The following is a 17,786-nucleotide window of genomic DNA, read 5'->3' as shown; positions in this document are numbered from 1 at the left end:
GCGCAGGGAGTTGCCGGCGCGCCGCATGACCGGAGAGCTCAGTCGACGACGGCGGGCTCGAACCAGGTGCCGACAGCGGCGCCCTCGAGAGCCCGGCCGACGAGATCGGCGCTGGTGACGAGCACGCCGATGCCGCTCGCTGCGGCCATTCGCGCCGCGGAGACCTTGGTCGCCGCTCCCCCGGTGCCGACGCTGTTGACGACGGACGCCCCGAACTCGAGACCGGTGAGATCGGCGTCGGCCGCGACCCGGTCGATGGGCTCCGCAGCCGGATCGGTGGGCGGCTTGGTGTACAGCGAGTCGACATCGCTGAGGAGCACCAGCGCGTCAGCGTGCAGCAGCTGGGCGACGAGCGCGGCCAGCCGGTCATTGTCGCCGAAGCGGATCTCCTGCGTGGCGACGGTGTCGTTCTCGTTGACGATCGGCAGCACCCCCAGCGCCAGCATCCGGTCCATCGCACGACGCGCGTTGCTGCGCGATGTCGGGTTCTCCAGGTCGCCGGTGGTGAGCAGCACCTGCCCTGCGACGATGCGGAACGGTCGAAGCGCCTCCTGATAGCGGAACACCAGCATGTTCTGGCCGACAGCGGCGGCTGCCTGCTGGGTCGCCAGGTCCGTCGGACGCGAGTCGAGCGCGAGCACCGGGATGCCGGTCGCGATCGCCCCCGAGGAGACCAGGATGATCTCCGCACCGCGGCGGTGCGCCGCCGACAGCGCCTGCACGATCATCGGGATCCGCCAGGACGCCTCTCCGCTGATCGATGAGGAGCCCACTTTGACGACGATGCGTCCGGCGGACGCCAGGTCCGCGCGGTGCAGCGCCCTCACTCCTCACCCTCGCGGGACGCCAGCCTCTGCTCCTCCAGCTCGGCACGGGCGGCTGCCTTGGCATCCATCCGCTCGTAGTAGCGCTCGCGGCGCTCGCTCGTGGTGCGACGGCTGCCGCCGCCGATGCGGATGTCGGTGCCTCGCGGCGACGACATCAGCTCGGCGGTGGAGGCGATCGACGGCTCCCAGTCGAAGACGACGCTGTTGTCTCCGGTGCCGATGACGACGGTGGAGCCGGGAACCGCGCCTGCCTTCAGCAGCGCGTCCTCGACGCCGAGGCGTTCGAGACGGTCTCCGAGATACCCGACCGCCTCCTCGTTCTGGAAATCGGTCTGCTGCACCCAGCGGACCGGCTTCTCGCCCAGCACGCGATAGATGTCGCCGTAGGTTCCCCCCTCCACACGGATGGTGAACTGCTCGCGGGACTGCCTGGGGCGGATGACGATGCGCTCCGGCGGGGCCTCGACGGCGGTGTTGACGCGGTGCTCATCGACCAGTTCGCCCAGGGCGAAGCTGAGCTGGCGCAGACCCTCACGGGACGCCGTGGAGATCTCGAACACGCGGAAGCCGCGCGCCTCGAGATCGGGACGCACCATCTCGGCGAGCTCGCGCGCCTCGGGCACGTCGATCTTGTTCAGCGCGATCAGCTGCGGTCGATCGAGGAGCGGAATCTGCCCCTCGGGAACCTCGTAGGCGCCGAGCTCGGCCAGGATGACGTCCAGGTCGGAGACCGGGTCGCGTCCGGGCTCGAGCGTCGCGCAGTCGAGCACATGCAGCAGTGCGCTGCACCGCTCCACGTGACGAAGGAACTCCAGACCGAGCCCCTTGCCCTCGCTCGCGCCCTCGATGAGGCCGGGCACGTCGGCCACGGTGTAGCGGCTCTCGCCGGCCTGCACGACGCCGAGGTTGGGATGCAGCGTGGTGAACGGATAGTCCGCGATCTTCGGACGCGCGGCTGACATGGCGGCGATCAGGCTGGATTTGCCGGCGGAGGGGAACCCGACCAGTGCGACATCCGCGACCGTCTTCAGTTCGAGCTGGATGGATATCTCGTGCCCTGGCGTGCCCAGCAGCGCGAAACCCGGGGCCTTGCGCTTCGGCGAAGCCAGGGCGGCGTTGCCCAGACCGCCGCGGCCTCCTTCTGCGGCGACGTATCGCTCGCCGGGAATGAGCATGTCGTGGAGGACTTCGCCGTCGACGGACTTCACGACCGTCCCCAGCGGCACCGGCAGCTCCAACGACTCGCCGTCCGCACCCGAGCGCAGGTCGCCCATGCCGAAGCCGCCGTTGCCGCTGCTGCGGTGCGGCGAGTGGTGGTAGGACAGGAGGGTTGTCACCTGCGGGTCGGCGACCAGCACGATGTTCCCGCCGTCGCCGCCCTTGCCCCCGTCGGGGCCGCCGAGCGGCTTGAACTTCTCACGGCGCACGGAGACGCAGCCGTTGCCGCCCCTGCCCGCGCGCAGATGCAGGGTGACGGTGTCGACGAACGTGACCATGGGGCTGCTCCTGTTGATTCGCGCCCGCGCGCGGCCGAGGCCGGATGCGCGGATACGCAGACGGGGCGAGCCGAAGCCCGCCCCGTCTCGAGATGCTGCTGCTTACTGAGCGGCAGCGACGATGTTGACGACCTTGCGGCCGCCCTTGGTGCCGAACTGCACGGCGCCCGCCTCGAGTGCGAAGAGGGTGTCGTCACCGCCACGGCCGACGCCTGCGCCGGGGTGGAAGTGCGTGCCGCGCTGACGGACGAGGATCTCGCCGGCGTTGACGGCCTGACCGCCGAAGCGCTTCACTCCGAGTCGCTGTGCGTTGGAGTCACGACCGTTGCGGGTCGAGCTCGCGCCCTTCTTATGTGCCATGTCCTGATCCTGTTCCGTGCTTACTTGATGCCGGTGATCTTGACGCGCGTGAGGTCCTGGCGGTGCCCCTGACGCTTCTTGTAACCGGTCTTGTTCTTGAACTTCTGGATGATGATCTTCGGGCCGCGGAGGTTGCCGATGACCTCAGCCGTGACCGTGACCTTCGCCAGCTTGTCGGCGTCGGTGGTCACCGTGGTGCCGTCGACGAGAAGCACGGCGGGAAGCTCGATGTTCTCACCCTGGGCAGCCCGAACACGATCGAGCTGAACGATGGTGCCGACCTCGACCTTCTCCTGCCGGCCACCGGCGCGCACTACTGCGTAAACCACTTCATACCTGTTTCGTTGGGGAGCGGATCGCTCCGGGAATCTCACGGGAAGACTGTCGCTTGCGTACCACGCCGTGGCGACGGTGCAGACGCAAGGCTTCTCCTACGACTTCAAGAGCCGACAGGGGTCTCGCACCAAAGGACAACTTTACCGGATGCGAGGCGATGCCGCAAAGCGACGCCCGGAGCGTGTCCGGGCCGTATGCTCACGGCATGACCGTCCTGATCGATGATCCCATCTGGCCCGCCCATGGTCGACTGTGGTCGCACCTGGTCAGCGATGAGAGCCTCGACGAGCTGCACGCCTTCGCGGCGGTCAACGGCATCCACCGACGGGCGTTCGACCTCGACCATTACGACGTGCCCGCGGAAGCACTGGCGCGGCTCATCGCCTCCGGCGCGCAGCACGTCGGAGGCAAGGAGCTCACCAGGCGACTGATCGCCTCAGGACTGCGCGTCCGAGCCCGGGACCGGGTCGGAGGACTCGCCGATCGCGGTCGGTGACGCGGTCAGCATCGCCGTCGTCACACGGCGACGATTGCGCCCGTGGCCCGGCGCCTTCGGCTCCGGGAGTGCGTCCAGCACGGAGTCGAGCAGCTGCTCGGCCTCGCTGCGGGGACCCTTGCGCTCGGCTCCGCGCTTCTTGCGGGACTTCTTCGGCCGTTCGGTCGCGACAGGCGCCGGAGTCGGCACCGTGGGGATATCAGCGGCCTCGGTGAGGTGCTCCCCCGTCGCCGGGACGATCGTGGAAGCCGCGATCACGGCCAGCGCCGACTTCGCTCCCTCGGTGATGCTGTGCGTGACGCCGGCCGGCTGCGCAGCGGCGGACTGCTGGCTCGACTGCTGCGACGAGGAGGATCCACGGGAGCGACGTCCCTGGTTGCTCGCGGAGCCGGTGCGGTGCTTCGCGACCGGGTCATGATGCACGACCACGCCGCGACCCGCGCAGACCTCGCACGGTTCGCTGAAGGTCTCGAGCAGCCCGAGGCCGATCTTCTTCCGCGTCATCTGCACGAGGCCGAGCGAGGTGACCTCGGCCACCTGGTGCTTCGTGCGGTCACGACTCAGGCATTCGATCAGACGACGCAGCACGAGATCGCGGTTGGATTCGAGCACCATGTCGATGAAGTCGACGACGATGATGCCGCCGATGTCGCGCAGGCGCAGCTGTCGGACGATCTCCTCCGCCGCCTCGAGGTTGTTCTTGGTGACGGTCTCCTCGAGGTTTCCGCCGGAGCCGACGAATTTGCCGGTGTTGACGTCGACGACCGTCATCGCCTCGGTCCGGTCGATGACGAGCGAGCCGCCCGAGGGCAGCCAGACCTTGCGGTCGAGGGCCTTCTCGATCTGCTCGGTGATGCGGTACGCGTCGAAGGGGTCGACGTCGTCGGTATAGGTCTCCACGCGCTCGAGCAGGTCGGGGGCGACGCTCTCGAGGTAAGCGGTGATGGTGCGGTGCTCCTCTTCGCCCTGGATCAGCATCCGCGTGAAGTCCTCGTTGAAGACGTCGCGGACGATCTTGACCAGCAGGTCGGGTTCGGCGTGCAGCAGGGTCGCGCCCTGCTGGGACTTCACGAGCTTCTGGATGTGCTCCCACTGCGAGGTGAGGCGCTGCACGTCCCGGGTCAGCTGCTCCTCGGTGGCGCCCTCGGCGGCGGTGCGGACGATCACGCCGGAGGACTCCGGCAGCACCTCCTTGAGGATGCGCTTCAGGCGCGCGCGCTCGTTGTCGGGCAGCTTGCGGGAGATGCCGTTCATCGACCCGCCCGGCACGTACACCAGGTAGCGTCCGGGCAGTGAGATCTGGCTGGTGAGGCGGGCGCCCTTGTGGCCCACCGGGTCCTTGGTGACCTGCACCAGCACGCGGTCACCCGGCTTCAGCGCCAGTTCGATGCGGCGGGGCTGGTTGCCGGTCTCGACACCGTCCCAGTCGACCTCTCCGGAGTACAGCACCGCGTTGCGGCCCCGACCGATGTCGACGAAGGCGGCCTCCATGCTGGGCAGCACGTTCTGCACGCGGCCGAGGTAGACGTTCCCGATGAGCGAGGCATCCTGGTTGCGGGCGACGTAGTGCTCGACGAGCACGTTGTCCTCGACCACGCCGATCTGCGTGCGACCGTTCTTGGCCCGCACGACCATCATGCGGTCGACGGCCTCGCGCCGCGCGAGGAACTCAGCCTCGGTCACGACCGGACGGCGCCGGCCGGCATCCCGACCGTCCCGACGGCGCTGCTTCTTCGCCTCGAGACGGGTCGATCCCTTGATCGCCTTCGGCTCGGTGATGTACTCGACGCTCCGCTGACGATGACGCGGCTCGTCACGGCTGTCGTCGCCGTCCGATCCGCGACGGCGACGGCCGCCGCGACGCGAGAACGAGGAGCCGCGGTCGTCGTCGTCGCTGTCGTCCTCGTCCCGTCGGGCGGGTGCCGGCAGCGGGACGATCTCGGGGGCATAGAAGTGCAGCTGCGTGGAGACCTTCGAGACGAACACCTCCGGAAGCAGCCCCAGGCTCACCGCGGTCACCGGCTGCGGAGCCTCGGGCTCTGCGGGAGTCTCAGGCTCCGCGGGAGCCTCGGGCTCTGCGGGAGTCTCAGGCTCTGCGGGAGTCTCAGGCTCTGCGGGAGTCTCAGGCTCTGCGGGAGTCTCAGGCTCTGCGGAGGTCTCGGGCTGAGGTTCAGCAGCTGCTTCGGGCGCCGCAGCCGCCTCGGAGGTCTCCTCGGCCGGTGCTGTCGCGTCTGCCTGAGCATCCGCCGCTTCCGACTCGGTCTCGGTCCCTGCCGTGTCCACGACGGACTCCGCGATGGCGGAGTCCTCTGCTACCGGCTGGGCCGGCGTCGTGTCGGGGGTAGGGGTGGTCTTGTCATCGTTATCAACGGCCATCTCTGGCTTACTCCCTGCGCGGGCACTGGGTGCCGCGGAAACTCGTGCGGCGATACAGCAGCCGCGAACTCAATCGGTGTGCGATCTGCTCGTTGGCGAGATCACGTGGGGCACATGACCCCGAAGTCTTGACGATTCGATCGCGAAGGCTCGCGATGTCATCTCGAGCCATTATCGCACCTCGCGGCGATGCCGGTGGCATCAGCACGGCAACGCGCGCGTCGGCCTCCCGTGAACCGCATAGCCGGCGCTGGGATAATCCCTGTATGACCACGCAGCGCGCACGGCACGTCGGGTACGGGATCTGGTTGATCATCGCGAGCCTGGTGGGCTGGTGGGCGGCCTTCCAGCTGACTCTGGAGAAGTTCTTCCTGCTGGAGAATCCCTCCGAGCAGACCAGCTGCTTCGTGAGCGTGCTGATCCAGTGCGACAAGAACCTGGGATCCTGGCAGGGCGCCGCGTTCGGCTTCCCCAACCCACTCATTGGGGTGGCCGGATGGATGGCCGTGCTCGTGATGGGCGTCGCTGTGCTCGCGGGCGTGCGCTTTCCCCGTTGGTTCTGGGGCCTGTTCGGACTCGGCGTGCTCGGCGCGTTCGCCTTCATCTGCTGGCTGATCGGCCAGAGCATCTACAGCCTGGCCGTGCTGTGCCCCTGGTGCATGGTGACGTGGGCGGTGACCATTCCGACCTTCATCGCGACCGTGGTGCAGCTGCTGCGAAACGGAACCCTGACGCGCTCGACGGGGGTGCAGCGCTGGGCCGGGCGGATGATGGCTTGGGTGCCGCTCATGACGATCCTCGCCTACGCGGTCGTCATCGCCATGGCGCAGCTGGCCGGACTGGACTTCCTCGGAGAGATGGCCGGACTGCTGTTCTGAGACGTGAGGGCACGAAGAAGGGGACGTCCCACAGGACGTCCCCTTCTTCTTCGCGTCGGGTCAGGCGAACCAGATGCTCAGCTCACGCGCAGCCGATTCGGGGCTGTCGGAGCCGTGCACGAGGTTCTGCTGGACCTTCGCTCCCCAGTCGCGGCCGAAATCGCCGCGGATGGTGCCCGGGGCCGCGGTGGTCGGGTCGGTGGTGCCGGCCAGCGACCGGAAACCCTCGATGACGCGGTTGCCCGCCAGGCGGATCGCCACGGAGGGGCCGGACATCATGAACTCGAGCAGCGGCTCGTAGAACGGCTTGCCCTCGTGCTCGGCGTAGTGCGCGGCCAGGCGATCGCGGTCGGGCTCGACGAGGCGGATGTCCACCAGCGCGTAGCCCTTCGCCTCGATGCGGGCGAGGATGTCGCCGGTCAGGCCGCGGGCGACGCCGTCCGGCTTGACGAGGACGAGTGTTTCTTCAGTGGCCATGTCATTCGCTCTCTGTGTGAGGCTCGGTCGAGGTGTCGGCGGGGGCGTTGCGGTCCACCCGGGCCCCCACGATCGTCGCATATCCCCACATGCCGCCGAAAATCAGAGCGACGAGGGCGATGGCGGGCACCAGCAGCGCGGCGGTGAGCACGAGCACCTGCATCACCCAGCCCACGATGATCGCCCCCGGCCGCGCGATGGCGCCGGCGAGGGCGATCATGGCGACTGCGAGCACGGAGCCGCCGACGACGCCCCACCACGGCGGGATGCCCTCGGGCAGCGCCTTCAGGCCGTAGACGGTCAGTCCTGCCAGGAACACGACGATCGCCTCGAACCCCAGCACGATGGATCCGAGCTTCTGCGTCAGGGTGCGCGGTGCGCGTGCGCGAGGAGTGCTCATGCGCGCCACCCGCTCTTCCAGTCCTCGTCCTCGGAGAGTCGCAGCGCTTCTCCCGCGAGCACGATGGAACCGGCGATCACGACGGCACGGCGGTCGGACGATGCCGCCCACTCCCGTGCCGCGTCGACGGCCTCGGCGAGGGTGGGGTGCACGCTCGCCCGGCGATCATGGGCTTCCACGAGGTCGGCGATGGTGTCGGCATCCGCTGCCCGGTCGGAGTCCGGCGAGGTGGCGAAGACCTCGCTGACAGCGGGAAGCAGTTCGTCGACGATGCCTGCGGTGTCCTTGTCGGCGAAGATCCCCAGCACGAGTCCCCATTCGTCGAAGTCGAAGCTGTCCGCCAGTGCGCGGGCGAGCGAGGCTGCACCGTGCGGGTTGTGCGCGGCGTCCACGACGACGGTCGGTGCGATTCCGGCCAGCTGCAGACGGCCGGGCGACGTCGCATTCTGCAGCCCATCGGAGACGATGTCTGCGGCGATGGGGTTCGTCGCGCCACCGATCAGCGACTCGACGGCGGCCACGGCCAGAGCCGCGTTGTGGCCCTGGTGGGCGCCGTACAGCGGCAGGTACTCGTCGGGGTACTCGCCGGCGAGACCCTTGATGCTGATCAGCTGTCCGCCGACGGCGAGCGTCTGCGCTGACAGGCCGAACGCATCGCCCTCGAAGGCGATCGTCGCACCCTTCTGCTCGGCCACCCGGCGCAGCACGGCCTGGGCCTCGGGTCGCTGCTCGGCGGAGACGACGGCGGCGCCGTCCTTGATGATCCCGGCCTTGACCTCCGCGATCGCCTCGATCGTGTCGCCGAGACGATCGGCGTGGTCCAGCGCGATCGGTGCGAAGACGGCCACGTCGCCGTCGGCGGTGTTCGTGGAATCCCACGAGCCGCCCATGCCGACCTCCAGCACGAGCACATCGACAGGCGCGTCCGCGGCCGCGACGAAGGCGAGCACCGTCAGCAGTTCGAAGAAGGTCAGCGGAGCATCGCCCGCGGCCTCGAGCTCGGCGTCGACGATGCCGACGAACGGTTCGATCTCATCCCAGGCATCCGCGACCGCACCATCGTCTATGGGTTCCCCGTCGATCATGATGCGCTCCGTGAAGCGCTTCAGATGCGGGCTCGTGAACAGCCCCGTGCGCAGTCCATGCGCGCGCAGCAGGCTCTCGATCATGCGGGCCGTGGACGTCTTGCCGTTGGTGCCGGTGATGTGCACCACCCGATAGGTGCGCTGCGGGTCGTCCAACAGGGTCAGTATCCGCGCGGTGCGCTCCTTGCGCGGCTGCACCCACCGCTCCCCCGCGCGCTCCAGAAGCGCCTCGTAGACGGCGTCGGCACGCTGTTCGTCGTTCACTCGGTGTCCTCCTGCGCGGTCGCGTCGATGGCCGTGGCGTCGATGGTGATGATGACGGCTTCCTTGCCCGCGCCCAGGGCTTTCGCCCCGCTGCGGAACACTCCGTCGCCTGGACTGGTGACATCGGCCAGGAGGCCTTCGATGCCCTCGGTCGCCTGCACGGCGAAGCCGATGGCGAGGGTCTCCCGCGCGATCAGCTCGGCGTGCTGCTGCAGGGCCTCGGCGTTCGCCGGAGAGACGTTCAGCGCCAGCACGATGCGGTCGCTGACGTCCAGACCGGCGTTCTTGCGCGCCTCCTGCACGACGCGGATCGCGTCGCGGGCCAGGCCCTCGGCCTCCAGCTCCGTCGTGGTGACCGTGTCGAGCAGCATGAAGCCGCCGGTCGGCACGAGTGCGAGGGCCTCGCCCTCCGGGCGCCCCGTGGTCTCCAGGGCGAGCTCGTACTCGTGCGGCTGCAGTTCGATGCCGCCCGCGACGACGACGCCCTTCCACTCCTTCCACTGCCCCGCCTTGGCAGCGGCGATCACGCGCTGCACGTCCTTGCCCAGGCGAGGACCGGCGGCTCGGGCGTTCACGCTCAGACGGTGACTGATGCCGTAGGACACCGCCGTGTCGTCGGCGAGCGGCACGAGCTCGACGGACTTCACATTCAGCTCCTCGCGGAGGATGCCCTCGAACTGCGCCAGGGCATCCGCCAGCGGTGACACGACGGTCAGACGTGCCAGCGGCAGGCGCACGCGCAGCTTCTCCTTCTTGCGCAGCGCATTGCCCACGCTGCTCAGCTCGCGCACGGCGTCCATGGCGTCGCGCACGTCGTCCGCCGCCGGGAACCGCTCTGCGTCGGGCCAGTCGGTCAGGTGCACGCTGCGTCCGCCGGTCAGGTCCTGCCAGATGCGCTCACTGACCAGCGGCACGAGCGGCGCCGCCACCCGACAGACGGTCTCGAGCACGGTGTACAGGGTGTCGAAGGCCTCACGGCTCTGCGGATCCTCGGTGACCCCCTCCCAGAACCGGTCCCGCGAACGGCGGATGTACCAGTTGGTCAGGATCTCGGCGAAGTCGCGCAGGCGAGCGGAAGCCGTGGTGGAGTCCAGTCCCTCCAGGTCGACGCGCACCTCGCGGACGAGGTCGCCGAGGCGGGCGAGGATGTAACGATCGAGCACGTCGGTGGAATCCGTCCGCCACGTCGCCTCGTATCCGCCCGAGGCATTGGCGTAGGTGGCGAAGAAGTACCAGGAGTTCCACATCGGCAGCAGGAACTCGCGGACGCCGGCGCGGATGCCCTCCTCGGTGACCGCGAGGTTGCCGCCGCGCAGCACCGAGCTCGACATGAGGAACCAGCGCATGGCATCCGAACCGTCGCGGTCGAGCACCTCACTGACGTCCGGGTAGTTGCGCAGCGACTTCGACATCTTGTAGCCGTCGCTGCCGAGCACGATGCCGTGGCAGCTCACTCCCGTGAATGCCGGGCGGTCGAACAGGGCGGTGGACAGCACGTGCATGACGTAGAACCACCCGCGGGTCTGCCCGATGTATTCGACGATGAAGTCGGCGGGCGCGTGCGAGTCGAACCACTCCTGGTTCTCGAATGGGTAGTGCACCTGCGCATAGGGCATCGAGCCCGAGTCGAACCACACGTCGAAGACGTCCTCGATGCGGCGCATGGTGCTCCTGCCCGTGGGGTCGTCGGGGTTCGGCCGCGTGAGCTGGTCGATGTAGGGGCGGTGCAGGTCCACCTCGCCCTCGGGGTTGCGCGGCAGCGTGCCGAAATCGCGCTCCAGGTCGGCCAGCGAGCCGTAGGCGTCCACGCGCGGGTACTGGGGGTCGTCGCTCTTCCAGATCGGGATCGGAGAACCCCAGTAGCGGTTGCGGCTGATCGACCAGTCGCGGGCGCCCTCGAGCCACTTGCCGAACTGCCCGTGCTTGACGTTCTCGGGCACCCAGGTGATCTGCTCGTTGTTCGCGAGCATGTCGTCCTTGATGTCGGTGACCCGGATGAACCAGCTCGAGACGGCCTTGTAGATCAGGGGGTTCCGGCACCGCCAGCAGTGCGGGTAGGAGTGCACGTAGCTCTGCTCGCGCAGCATCCGCCCGGCGCCGCGCAGCAGGCGGATGAGCGGCGTGTTGGCGTCCATCCAGAGCAGACCGGCGACATCGGTGACGCTCGGCAGGAACCGTCCGCCGTCATCCAGGGAGATGATCGTGGGGATGCCGGCGGCGCCCGTCACGCGCTGGTCGTCCTCACCGTAGGCGGGTGCCTGGTGCACGATGCCCGTGCCGTCGGTGGTGGTGACGTAGTCGTCGACCAGGATCCGCCAGGCCTTCTCGGTGCCCCAGGTCTCGGTGTCGGCGTAGTAGTCGAACAGGCGGTCGTAGGTGACGTCCTGCAGCTCCGAGCCTCGGTGGGTCGCGTCGACGGCGGCGAGCGCGTCCTCGGCGGACTCGTACCCGAGGTCCTTGGCGTATCCGCCGAGCAGATCGCGGGCGAGCAGGTAGCGGTGCGCGTCGCTCTCGGCGGGGTCGTCGCCGGGCACGATGTCCGCGGCGCCGTTCGGGCCGGCGGGCAGCACGACGTACTCGATGTCGGGGCCGACGACCAGGGCGAGGTTGGTCGGCAGCGTCCACGGCGTGGTCGTCCAGGCGAGGGCGCGCACCGCGGTGAGTCCGAGGGATTCGGCCTTCGCGCCGACGAGCGGGAAGGTGACGGTGACCGACGGGTCCTGACGGTCCTGGTACACGTCGTCGTCCATGCGCAGCTCATGCGCGGACAGCGGGGTCTCGTCGCGCCAGCAGTACGGCAGCACCCGGTAGCCCTCATAGGCGAGGTTCTTGTCGTAGAGCGTCTTGAACGCCCAGAGCACGCTCTCCATGTAGCCCAGGTCGAGCGTCTTGTAGCCACGCTCGAAGTCCACCCAGCGCGCCTGCCGGGTGACGTAGTCCTGCCATTCGCGCGTATAGGTCAGCACCGACTCGCGCGCCTTGGCGTTGAAGACGTCGATGCCCATGGCCTCGATCTCGCTCTTCTCGGTGATGCCGAGCTGCTTCATCGCCTCGAGCTCGGCGGGCAGGCCGTGCGTGTCCCACCCGAACACACGGTCGACCTTCTTGCCGAGCATCGTCTGGAAGCGCGGGAACACGTCCTTCGCGTACCCGGTGAGCAGGTGCCCGTAGTGCGGCAGGCCGTTGGCGAAGGGCGGGCCGTCGTAGAAGACCCACTCGTCCGCGCCCTCGCGCTGCGCGATGGACGCCCGGAAGGTGTCGTCGTGCTTCCAGAAGTCGAGGACCTCGGTCTCGATCTCGGGGAACCGCGGGCTGGGGACGACGCTGCGCGCCTGGCCTGAGCCTGTCGAAGGGTCGGCGGCGGGTCCGAAGGACGAGGGGCGGGGGTAGGTCATGTCTGCTCGCAGTGTCGTGGGTGGATGCTGCTGCAAGGACGACCCTCGCTTTCGCGCGGACCGCGGTACCACCCTGCGTGCCCCGCCTCACGGCGATGCCTCTCTCACTGCGGCGATGACGGGCCTGCCCCGCTCGGTTCTACTGGGACGTGCGCCCGTTCTTCCGAGAGCTCCCCGGTGATGGCCGGATCAGTGCTTGTGCGGCCATTCTACAGCCCGGGAGTCACCTTGGCGCTCGTCTTCCCCCCACTCATCCGGCAGCCGCGCCCGCGCTCCGCGTGGAGAACTGCGCTCCACGCGGATCCGGCTCCGCAATCCAGCCGCGGCAAGCGCATTCTTCCGTGCGATGCGCAGGGCCATTCAGGGCGCGCGGTGCAGGCCCTGCGCAACTGCCCGCATGATGAGATCCTGAACCATCGGCCAGTCGAACATCATCTGCGTGTACGACACACGGATGACGTGGTACCCGAGCAGTGTCAGCTGCGCGTCGTGTCTGATGTCCTCGGAGCGCTGAGCGCCGACGTGGTGCTTGCCGTCGATCTGAAGCACGAGTCGTGCGCCGATCAGCGCATCGACGCGGTGCCCATGAATCCAGATCTGAATACGCAGCGGCACACGTAGCCATCGCAATCGGATCCGTAGATAGGTCTCCAGTCCGGCATCCGCGTAGGGTGTGGCTTCCGCAAGCACGCGGCGTGCCGCAGGGCGGAGCGGGAGCCGGGACATGGCCGCCATCTCGATGAGCCCCTTATTGAACGCGGAATCCCACGTCGCGACTGGCTGCTCGAACGGTTCGCACACTGCGATGAAGGCGAGCACGTTCTCGATGGAGTCGATAAGAGCATCCGGATGCCGCGGAACCAGCGGCCTACCCCAGTGGACCTTCGCCACGAGCCTGACATGTCCAGTGCGGTTCGGGGAAACCGCGATATGCGGATCCCCATCGCTGTCGTGCACCCATAGCCCGTAGTGCTGCGCGGCGGTACGGCACGTGAGCACCACGCCGAATCCCGCAGCATCACGGAGCATTCTCGGTGCGCTCGGCGCGGCGAGCCATCCGCGGCGCGGGCGCGTGAGCAGTCCTCCCGCAATCGCGCCGTCCACGACCTGTCGACTGAATCCTTGATCCCTCACAGGACCTGCGCGCACGATGCCGCCGCGGTCGTGGATGAAGTCCATGAGATCTGTGATCCGTGAGGTCATCCAGACAGCGTGTCCAGTCCGCGGGCAGGCGGACACACCGCACCCACGATCTGTGGACGATTCCCATGATCCCGAGAATGTGGAGGGCGAATGACTGCAGTGCGCGGATCCGCTGGGTGCGTCGCTTCACGCGGAGAGAGGCATCTCACGCGGATCGATCGTCGGATTAGACCCGCTCGAAGCGCCTTCTTCTGCGCGAACCGGACGGTGGGTATCGATCCGCGACAGGTCGCCGGCCTCCCCTAGAGTCGAGCGCATGGCCCGCCGCAGCGACGACCCTCGCCCGCCCCTCGTCTCCGCACCGGATCTGCCCGAGCGCCTCGAAGCCGCGCGTGCTCAGCGCAGCGCGGATTTCATCGCCTCCCGCATCGAGCTCGCCGGCGACGCCGACCTGGCGCACTCCTCACTGGAGCAGTGCGTGCTCACCGGTACGGCCGGTGCGCTCGACCTGCGCGGCGCGACTCTGATGGACGTCGAGCTGCAGGAGCTGCGGATCGCGGATCTGTCGGCACGATCGGCGAACCTGCGCCGGGTGCGCATCTCCGGCGGACGGATCGGCACCCTGGACCTGAGCGACGCCCGCATCGGGGAGCTGGAGCTGCACGGCGTGCGCGTCGACTACCTGACCCTGGCGGCGGCGAAGGCCGTCGATGTACGCGTCGAGTCGTGCCAGATCACCGCCCTCGACCTGCCCGGCGCGACGCTCACCCGTCTCGCCTTCGCCGACAGTCGTTCCGATGAGGTCGACACCCGGGGCCTGCGCGCCGAGCACGTCGACCTGCGCGGACTGGACGCGCTGTCGTTCCTCGATGTCGCCTCGCTGCGTGGCACGACTCTGACATACCGGCAGGCCGAGCTGCTCGCCCCGGCATTCGCGGCATCAGCGGGCATCACCCTCCGAGACTGACGCCGGAGCCGTCCGGGTCAGGAGCCCGCCGCGAGCAGTTCCCGGGTGAATGGATGCCGGGGAGCGGCGAACACGCCCCCCACCGGGCCCTGCTCGACGATCACGCCGTCCTGCATCACCAGCACGTCGTCGCACACGGCGGCGATCACACCGAGGTCGTGCGAGACGAACACCATGGTCAGCTCCCGTTCGTCCTGCAGTCGCGCCAGCAGCGCCAGCACCTGCTGACGCACGGTGGGGTCCAGGGCGGAGACCGGCTCGTCGAGCACCAGCACCTGCGGATCCGCGGCAAGCGCACGGGCGATGGCGGCGCGCTGGCGCTGCCCACCGGAGAGCTCGTGCGGACGCCGGCGAGCCAGAGACGGGTCGAGCCCCACCTCGGCGAGCAGCGCGGTCACGCGACGGGACCGTTCCCCGCGTCGCACGCCCGCAGCCTGCAGCGCCTCGGCCAGTGAGCGCGCGACGGTCCAGCGCGGATCGAACGCGCCCAGCGGGTTCTGGTGCACGAGCTGCACGCGCTGCGGCGACGACCAGGTCAGCGTCCCGGCATCCGGTCGCTGCACGCCTACGAGCACCCGGGCGAGCGTGGTCTTGCCCGAGCCGGACTCACCGACGACTCCGAGCGTCCGACCGACGGAGACGACGAACGTCGCGTCGAGGACAGCGGGTCGGTCGAAGGACACCTGCACTCCCCGAGCTCGCAGCAGCGGCTCCGTACCCGCCCTCGCCTGCGTGCGCGGTTCAGGGACACTGGCCGCGACCAGCGTCCGGGTGTACTCCGTGCGCGGTGCGCGCATCACCGCATCGACGGCGCCCTGCTCGACGATCACCCCGTCGCGCATCACGAGGACCCGGTCGGCGACCCGTCGGACGGCGGCGAAGTCATGGCTGATGAACACCACCGCGGTGCCCGCGTCCGCGATCGCGCGCAGCAGGTCGAGGACGCGGGCCTGCACCGTGGCGTCCAGGGCGGTCGTCGCCTCGTCCGCCACCAGCACGGCGGGCTCCGCGGCGAGCGCCGAGGCGATGAGCGCACGCTGCCGCATTCCTCCTGACAGCTCGTGCGGACGACGGCGGGCATCCCGCTGCGGATCCGGCATCGACACCGACGTCAGCAGGTCGAGCACCCGCGCGTCCCGGTCCTCGCCGTGCAGTCGGTGGATCTCCATCGGCTCCGCGATCTCACGACCGATCCGGCGCAGCGGATCCAGCGCGGCCAGGGCATCCTGCGAGACCAGAGCGACCGAGCGTCCGCGCAGGCGCAGCCACCCGCGCTCATCCGAGCGCGCGGCATCCGTTCCGTCGATCTCCAGGCGGGACACCGATGTCACCGCCCCTTCCGGAAGCAGTCTCAGCAGGGCGCGGGCCGTGAGCGATTTGCCCGCGCCGGACTCGCCCACGATCGCCACGCACTCCCCCGGCTCGACGGTGAAGCTCACATCGTCCACGACGACGCGACCACCGATCCCGATCCGCAGGCCCTGCACGTCCACGGCGGTCACATCGCACCCCTGTCGGCCCGCCCGCGCAGCGTGCGCCCGATCACCGTCGCGCTGATCACGGTGAGCGTGATGGCGAGCCCCGGGAAGACGGAGATCCACCAGGCCTGCCCGAGCACGTTGCGACCACCCGCGAGCATCAGGCCCCACTCCGGGTCGGGCTCTGCCGGTCCGAGCCCCAGGAAGCTCAGTCCCGCCGCCGCGAGGATCGCCGAGCCGATGCCGATCGTCGCGAGCACGCTGAGCGCCCCGACCACCCCCGGGACCACGTGTCGCGTGAATGCCCGCATGCGCCCCACCCCGAGGATGCGCGCGGCTTCGACGTGCTCGGCGACCCGCAGGGTCCTCGTCTGGGTGCGCGCCATCCGGATGTACACCGGCACGGCCGCGACCGTCACGGCGATCGCCACGTTCACACCGCCCGGTCCCAGTACCGCCACGACGATCAGAGCGACGAGGAACTCCGGGAACGCGAGCAGGATGTCGGTGACCCGCATCGTCACCGTGTCGACCGTCCGCGGGGCGATGCCGGACAGCGACCCGACCACCAGTCCGACCACCAGCGCGAGCACCGTCGCCAGCAGCCCGATTCCCGCCGAGCGGGCGGCACCGTGCACGACCCGGGAGAGCACGTCCCGGCCGGACTGGTCGGTGCCGAACAGATGCGCGGCGCTCGGGGGCTGCAGGGCGGCCCGCACGTCGGTCTGGAGCGGGTCCTGCAACGCCAGCACCCCCGGGGCGACGGCGGCGAGCGCCACGAGGGCGAGGAATGCCGCGGCCACCCATATCCCGGCCGTGCGGGCTCTCATCGCCGCTCCCGGAGCGCGGGCGCCGCGACGCGATCGGCGAGCGACGGCCTGCGCTCGCGCAGTCTCGGGTCGAGCAGCGGATGCAGCAGTTCGACGGTCACGTTGACGACCACGAACACCAGGGCGCTGAGCATGATGATGCCCGCGACCACGGGCAAGTCGCGGTTGATGATGGCGGCCAGGGTCACCCGGCCGAGGCCGGGCCGGGCGAACACCGTCTCCACGAGCACGGCCCCGCCCAGCAGCGACCCGACCAGGTACGCGGTGAGTGTCAGCGTGTTCGCCGCACCGTGCCGCAGCGAGTGGCGCAGCACCAGCCGTGCCGGTCCGGCGCCGCGTGCACGCACGGTCTCGGCGAACGGCTGTCGTTCGGCCTGGTCGATGCCGTCGCGCAGCACCTGGCCGACGAGGGCGGCGACAGGCAGAGCCAGGGTCAGCGCCGGCAGCACGATGGTGGCGGGACTGCGGGAGCCGGCGACGGGGAACCAGCCCAGGCCGAACGCGAACACCGCCAGCAGCAGCAGACCGATCCAGAACACCGGTGAGGAGAGCACGGTCAGCTCGACCGCGACCACCAGCGCCCGTGCGACGCCACGTCGCGCGAACAGCGCCACGGCGAAGGCGAGCACCAGCGCGATCAGCAGCGCCACGGCCGTCAGCTGCAGCGTCGGGCCGAGCTGGCGACCGATCACCTCCGTCACCGGCAGTCGCAGCTGGTACGACCGGCCCAGGTCGCCGTGCAGCAGTCCTGCGAGGTATCCGAAGTACTGCTCCAGCGGCGGACGATCCAGCCCGAGGTCCGCGCGGATGCCGGCCTTCACCTGTTCACTGACCTGCGCCTGCGGTCCCAGCATCACCGAGACGGCATCTCCGGGGATCACCCGGAAGGCGAGGAAAGCCAGCGTCGCGGCGCCCCACAGCACGAAGAGGGCGGAGGCCGCGATCCCCGCGAGCCGACTCAGGACACGTGCCACGTGG

16 protein-coding genes are annotated in these 17,786 nt (G+C 69.3%); 3 read left to right on the top strand and 13 right to left on the bottom strand.

What is annotated here, in order from left to right:
• Positions 1-38 precede the first annotated feature (38 nt).
• From proB to rplU, 4 genes are all read right to left on the bottom strand, one after another.
• Positions 39-827, bottom strand: coding sequence for a glutamate 5-kinase (gene proB / locus ACFQY2_RS11255; protein WP_378745893.1), 789 nt, complete (start codon positions 825-827; stop codon positions 39-41).
• A complete protein-coding gene (gene obgE / locus ACFQY2_RS11250) occupies positions 824-2,323 on the bottom strand; it encodes a GTPase ObgE (protein ID WP_378745892.1) in 1,500 nt (499 codons plus the stop codon). Before obgE ends, proB begins: the two co-directional genes overlap by 4 nt.
• 102 nt (positions 2,324-2,425) lie before the next feature.
• Positions 2,426-2,683, bottom strand: a complete 258-nt coding sequence (gene rpmA, locus ACFQY2_RS11245; protein ID WP_307365333.1) for a 50S ribosomal protein L27 — start codon at positions 2,681-2,683, stop codon at positions 2,426-2,428.
• 20 nt (positions 2,684-2,703) lie between these two features.
• A complete protein-coding gene (gene rplU / locus ACFQY2_RS11240; protein ID WP_378745890.1) occupies positions 2,704-3,012 on the bottom strand; it encodes a 50S ribosomal protein L21 in 309 nt (102 codons plus the stop codon).
• A gap of 212 nt (positions 3,013-3,224) precedes the next feature.
• Between rplU and ACFQY2_RS11235 the strand changes: the two genes are divergently transcribed.
• Positions 3,225-3,515 (top strand): DUF4031 domain-containing protein, encoded by a 291-nt coding sequence (locus ACFQY2_RS11235; RefSeq protein WP_378745889.1) that lies wholly within the window; start codon positions 3,225-3,227, stop codon positions 3,513-3,515.
• Here ACFQY2_RS11235 and ACFQY2_RS11230 read toward each other — a convergent pair.
• Positions 3,456-5,891: an Rne/Rng family ribonuclease gene (locus ACFQY2_RS11230; protein ID WP_378745888.1), complete on the bottom strand. Its 2,436-nt coding sequence runs from the start codon at positions 5,889-5,891 to the stop codon at positions 3,456-3,458. The genes ACFQY2_RS11235 and ACFQY2_RS11230 overlap by 60 nt on opposite strands.
• Positions 5,892-6,157: 266 nt before the next feature.
• Between ACFQY2_RS11230 and ACFQY2_RS11225 the strand changes: the two genes are divergently transcribed.
• Entirely contained in the window at positions 6,158-6,769 is a 612-nt protein-coding gene (locus tag ACFQY2_RS11225) for a vitamin K epoxide reductase family protein (protein WP_378745887.1), read from the top strand.
• Between the two features lie 60 nt (positions 6,770-6,829).
• Here ACFQY2_RS11225 and ndk read toward each other — a convergent pair whose 3' ends face one another.
• The 5 genes from ndk to ACFQY2_RS11200 all read right to left on the bottom strand — a co-directional run bounded on the left by ndk (position 6,830) and on the right by ACFQY2_RS11200 (position 13,593).
• Positions 6,830-7,246 carry a nucleoside-diphosphate kinase gene (ndk, locus tag ACFQY2_RS11220; RefSeq protein ID WP_378745886.1) on the bottom strand — a complete coding sequence of 139 codons (417 nt, stop codon included), beginning with the start codon at positions 7,244-7,246 and terminating at the stop codon, positions 6,830-6,832.
• A 1-nt stretch (position 7,247) separates the two neighbouring features.
• A complete protein-coding gene (locus ACFQY2_RS11215; RefSeq protein ID WP_378745885.1) occupies positions 7,248-7,646 on the bottom strand; it encodes a DUF4233 domain-containing protein in 399 nt (132 codons plus the stop codon).
• The gene (locus tag ACFQY2_RS11210) at positions 7,643-8,995 is read right to left on the bottom strand and encodes a bifunctional folylpolyglutamate synthase/dihydrofolate synthase (protein WP_378745884.1); all 1,353 of its coding nucleotides are present in this window, start codon (positions 8,993-8,995) and stop codon (positions 7,643-7,645) included. Before ACFQY2_RS11210 ends, ACFQY2_RS11215 begins: the two co-directional genes overlap by 4 nt.
• Positions 8,992-12,390 (bottom strand): isoleucine--tRNA ligase, encoded by a 3,399-nt coding sequence (gene ileS, locus ACFQY2_RS11205; RefSeq protein ID WP_378745883.1) that lies wholly within the window; start codon positions 12,388-12,390, stop codon positions 8,992-8,994. The genes ACFQY2_RS11210 and ileS overlap by 4 nt, the downstream gene beginning before the upstream one ends.
• Positions 12,391-12,750: 360 nt before the next feature.
• Positions 12,751-13,593, bottom strand: coding sequence for an endonuclease domain-containing protein (locus tag ACFQY2_RS11200; protein WP_378745882.1), 843 nt, complete (start codon positions 13,591-13,593; stop codon positions 12,751-12,753).
• A 256-nt stretch (positions 13,594-13,849) separates the two neighbouring features.
• Between ACFQY2_RS11200 and ACFQY2_RS11195 the strand changes: the two genes are divergently transcribed.
• Positions 13,850-14,500, top strand: a complete 651-nt coding sequence (locus tag ACFQY2_RS11195; protein ID WP_378745881.1) for a pentapeptide repeat-containing protein — start codon at positions 13,850-13,852, stop codon at positions 14,498-14,500.
• Positions 14,501-14,517: 17 nt separating this feature from the next.
• Here ACFQY2_RS11195 and ACFQY2_RS11190 read toward each other — a convergent pair whose 3' ends face one another.
• From ACFQY2_RS11190 to ACFQY2_RS11180, 3 genes are read right to left on the bottom strand one after another with little or no spacing between them, the layout of a single operon-like run.
• Complete coding sequence (locus ACFQY2_RS11190) at positions 14,518-16,002, bottom strand: ATP-binding cassette domain-containing protein (RefSeq protein WP_378745880.1); 1,485 nt, start codon at positions 16,000-16,002, stop codon at positions 14,518-14,520.
• A complete protein-coding gene (locus ACFQY2_RS11185) occupies positions 15,999-16,808 on the bottom strand; it encodes an ABC transporter permease (protein WP_378745879.1) in 810 nt (269 codons plus the stop codon). The genes ACFQY2_RS11190 and ACFQY2_RS11185 overlap by 4 nt, the downstream gene beginning before the upstream one ends.
• Positions 16,805-17,782 (bottom strand): ABC transporter permease, encoded by a 978-nt coding sequence (locus ACFQY2_RS11180; RefSeq protein ID WP_378745878.1) that lies wholly within the window; start codon positions 17,780-17,782, stop codon positions 16,805-16,807. The genes ACFQY2_RS11185 and ACFQY2_RS11180 overlap by 4 nt, the downstream gene beginning before the upstream one ends.
• Between the last annotated feature and the right edge of the window lie 4 nt (positions 17,783-17,786).

Source organism: Microbacterium sp. GCM10027623 (assembly GCF_042666935.1).
Classification (GTDB): Bacteria; Actinomycetota; Actinomycetes; order Actinomycetales; family Microbacteriaceae; genus Microbacterium.
The sequence above is the reverse complement of the archived record's forward strand: the minus strand, read 5'-3'. Positions and strand labels throughout refer to the sequence as shown.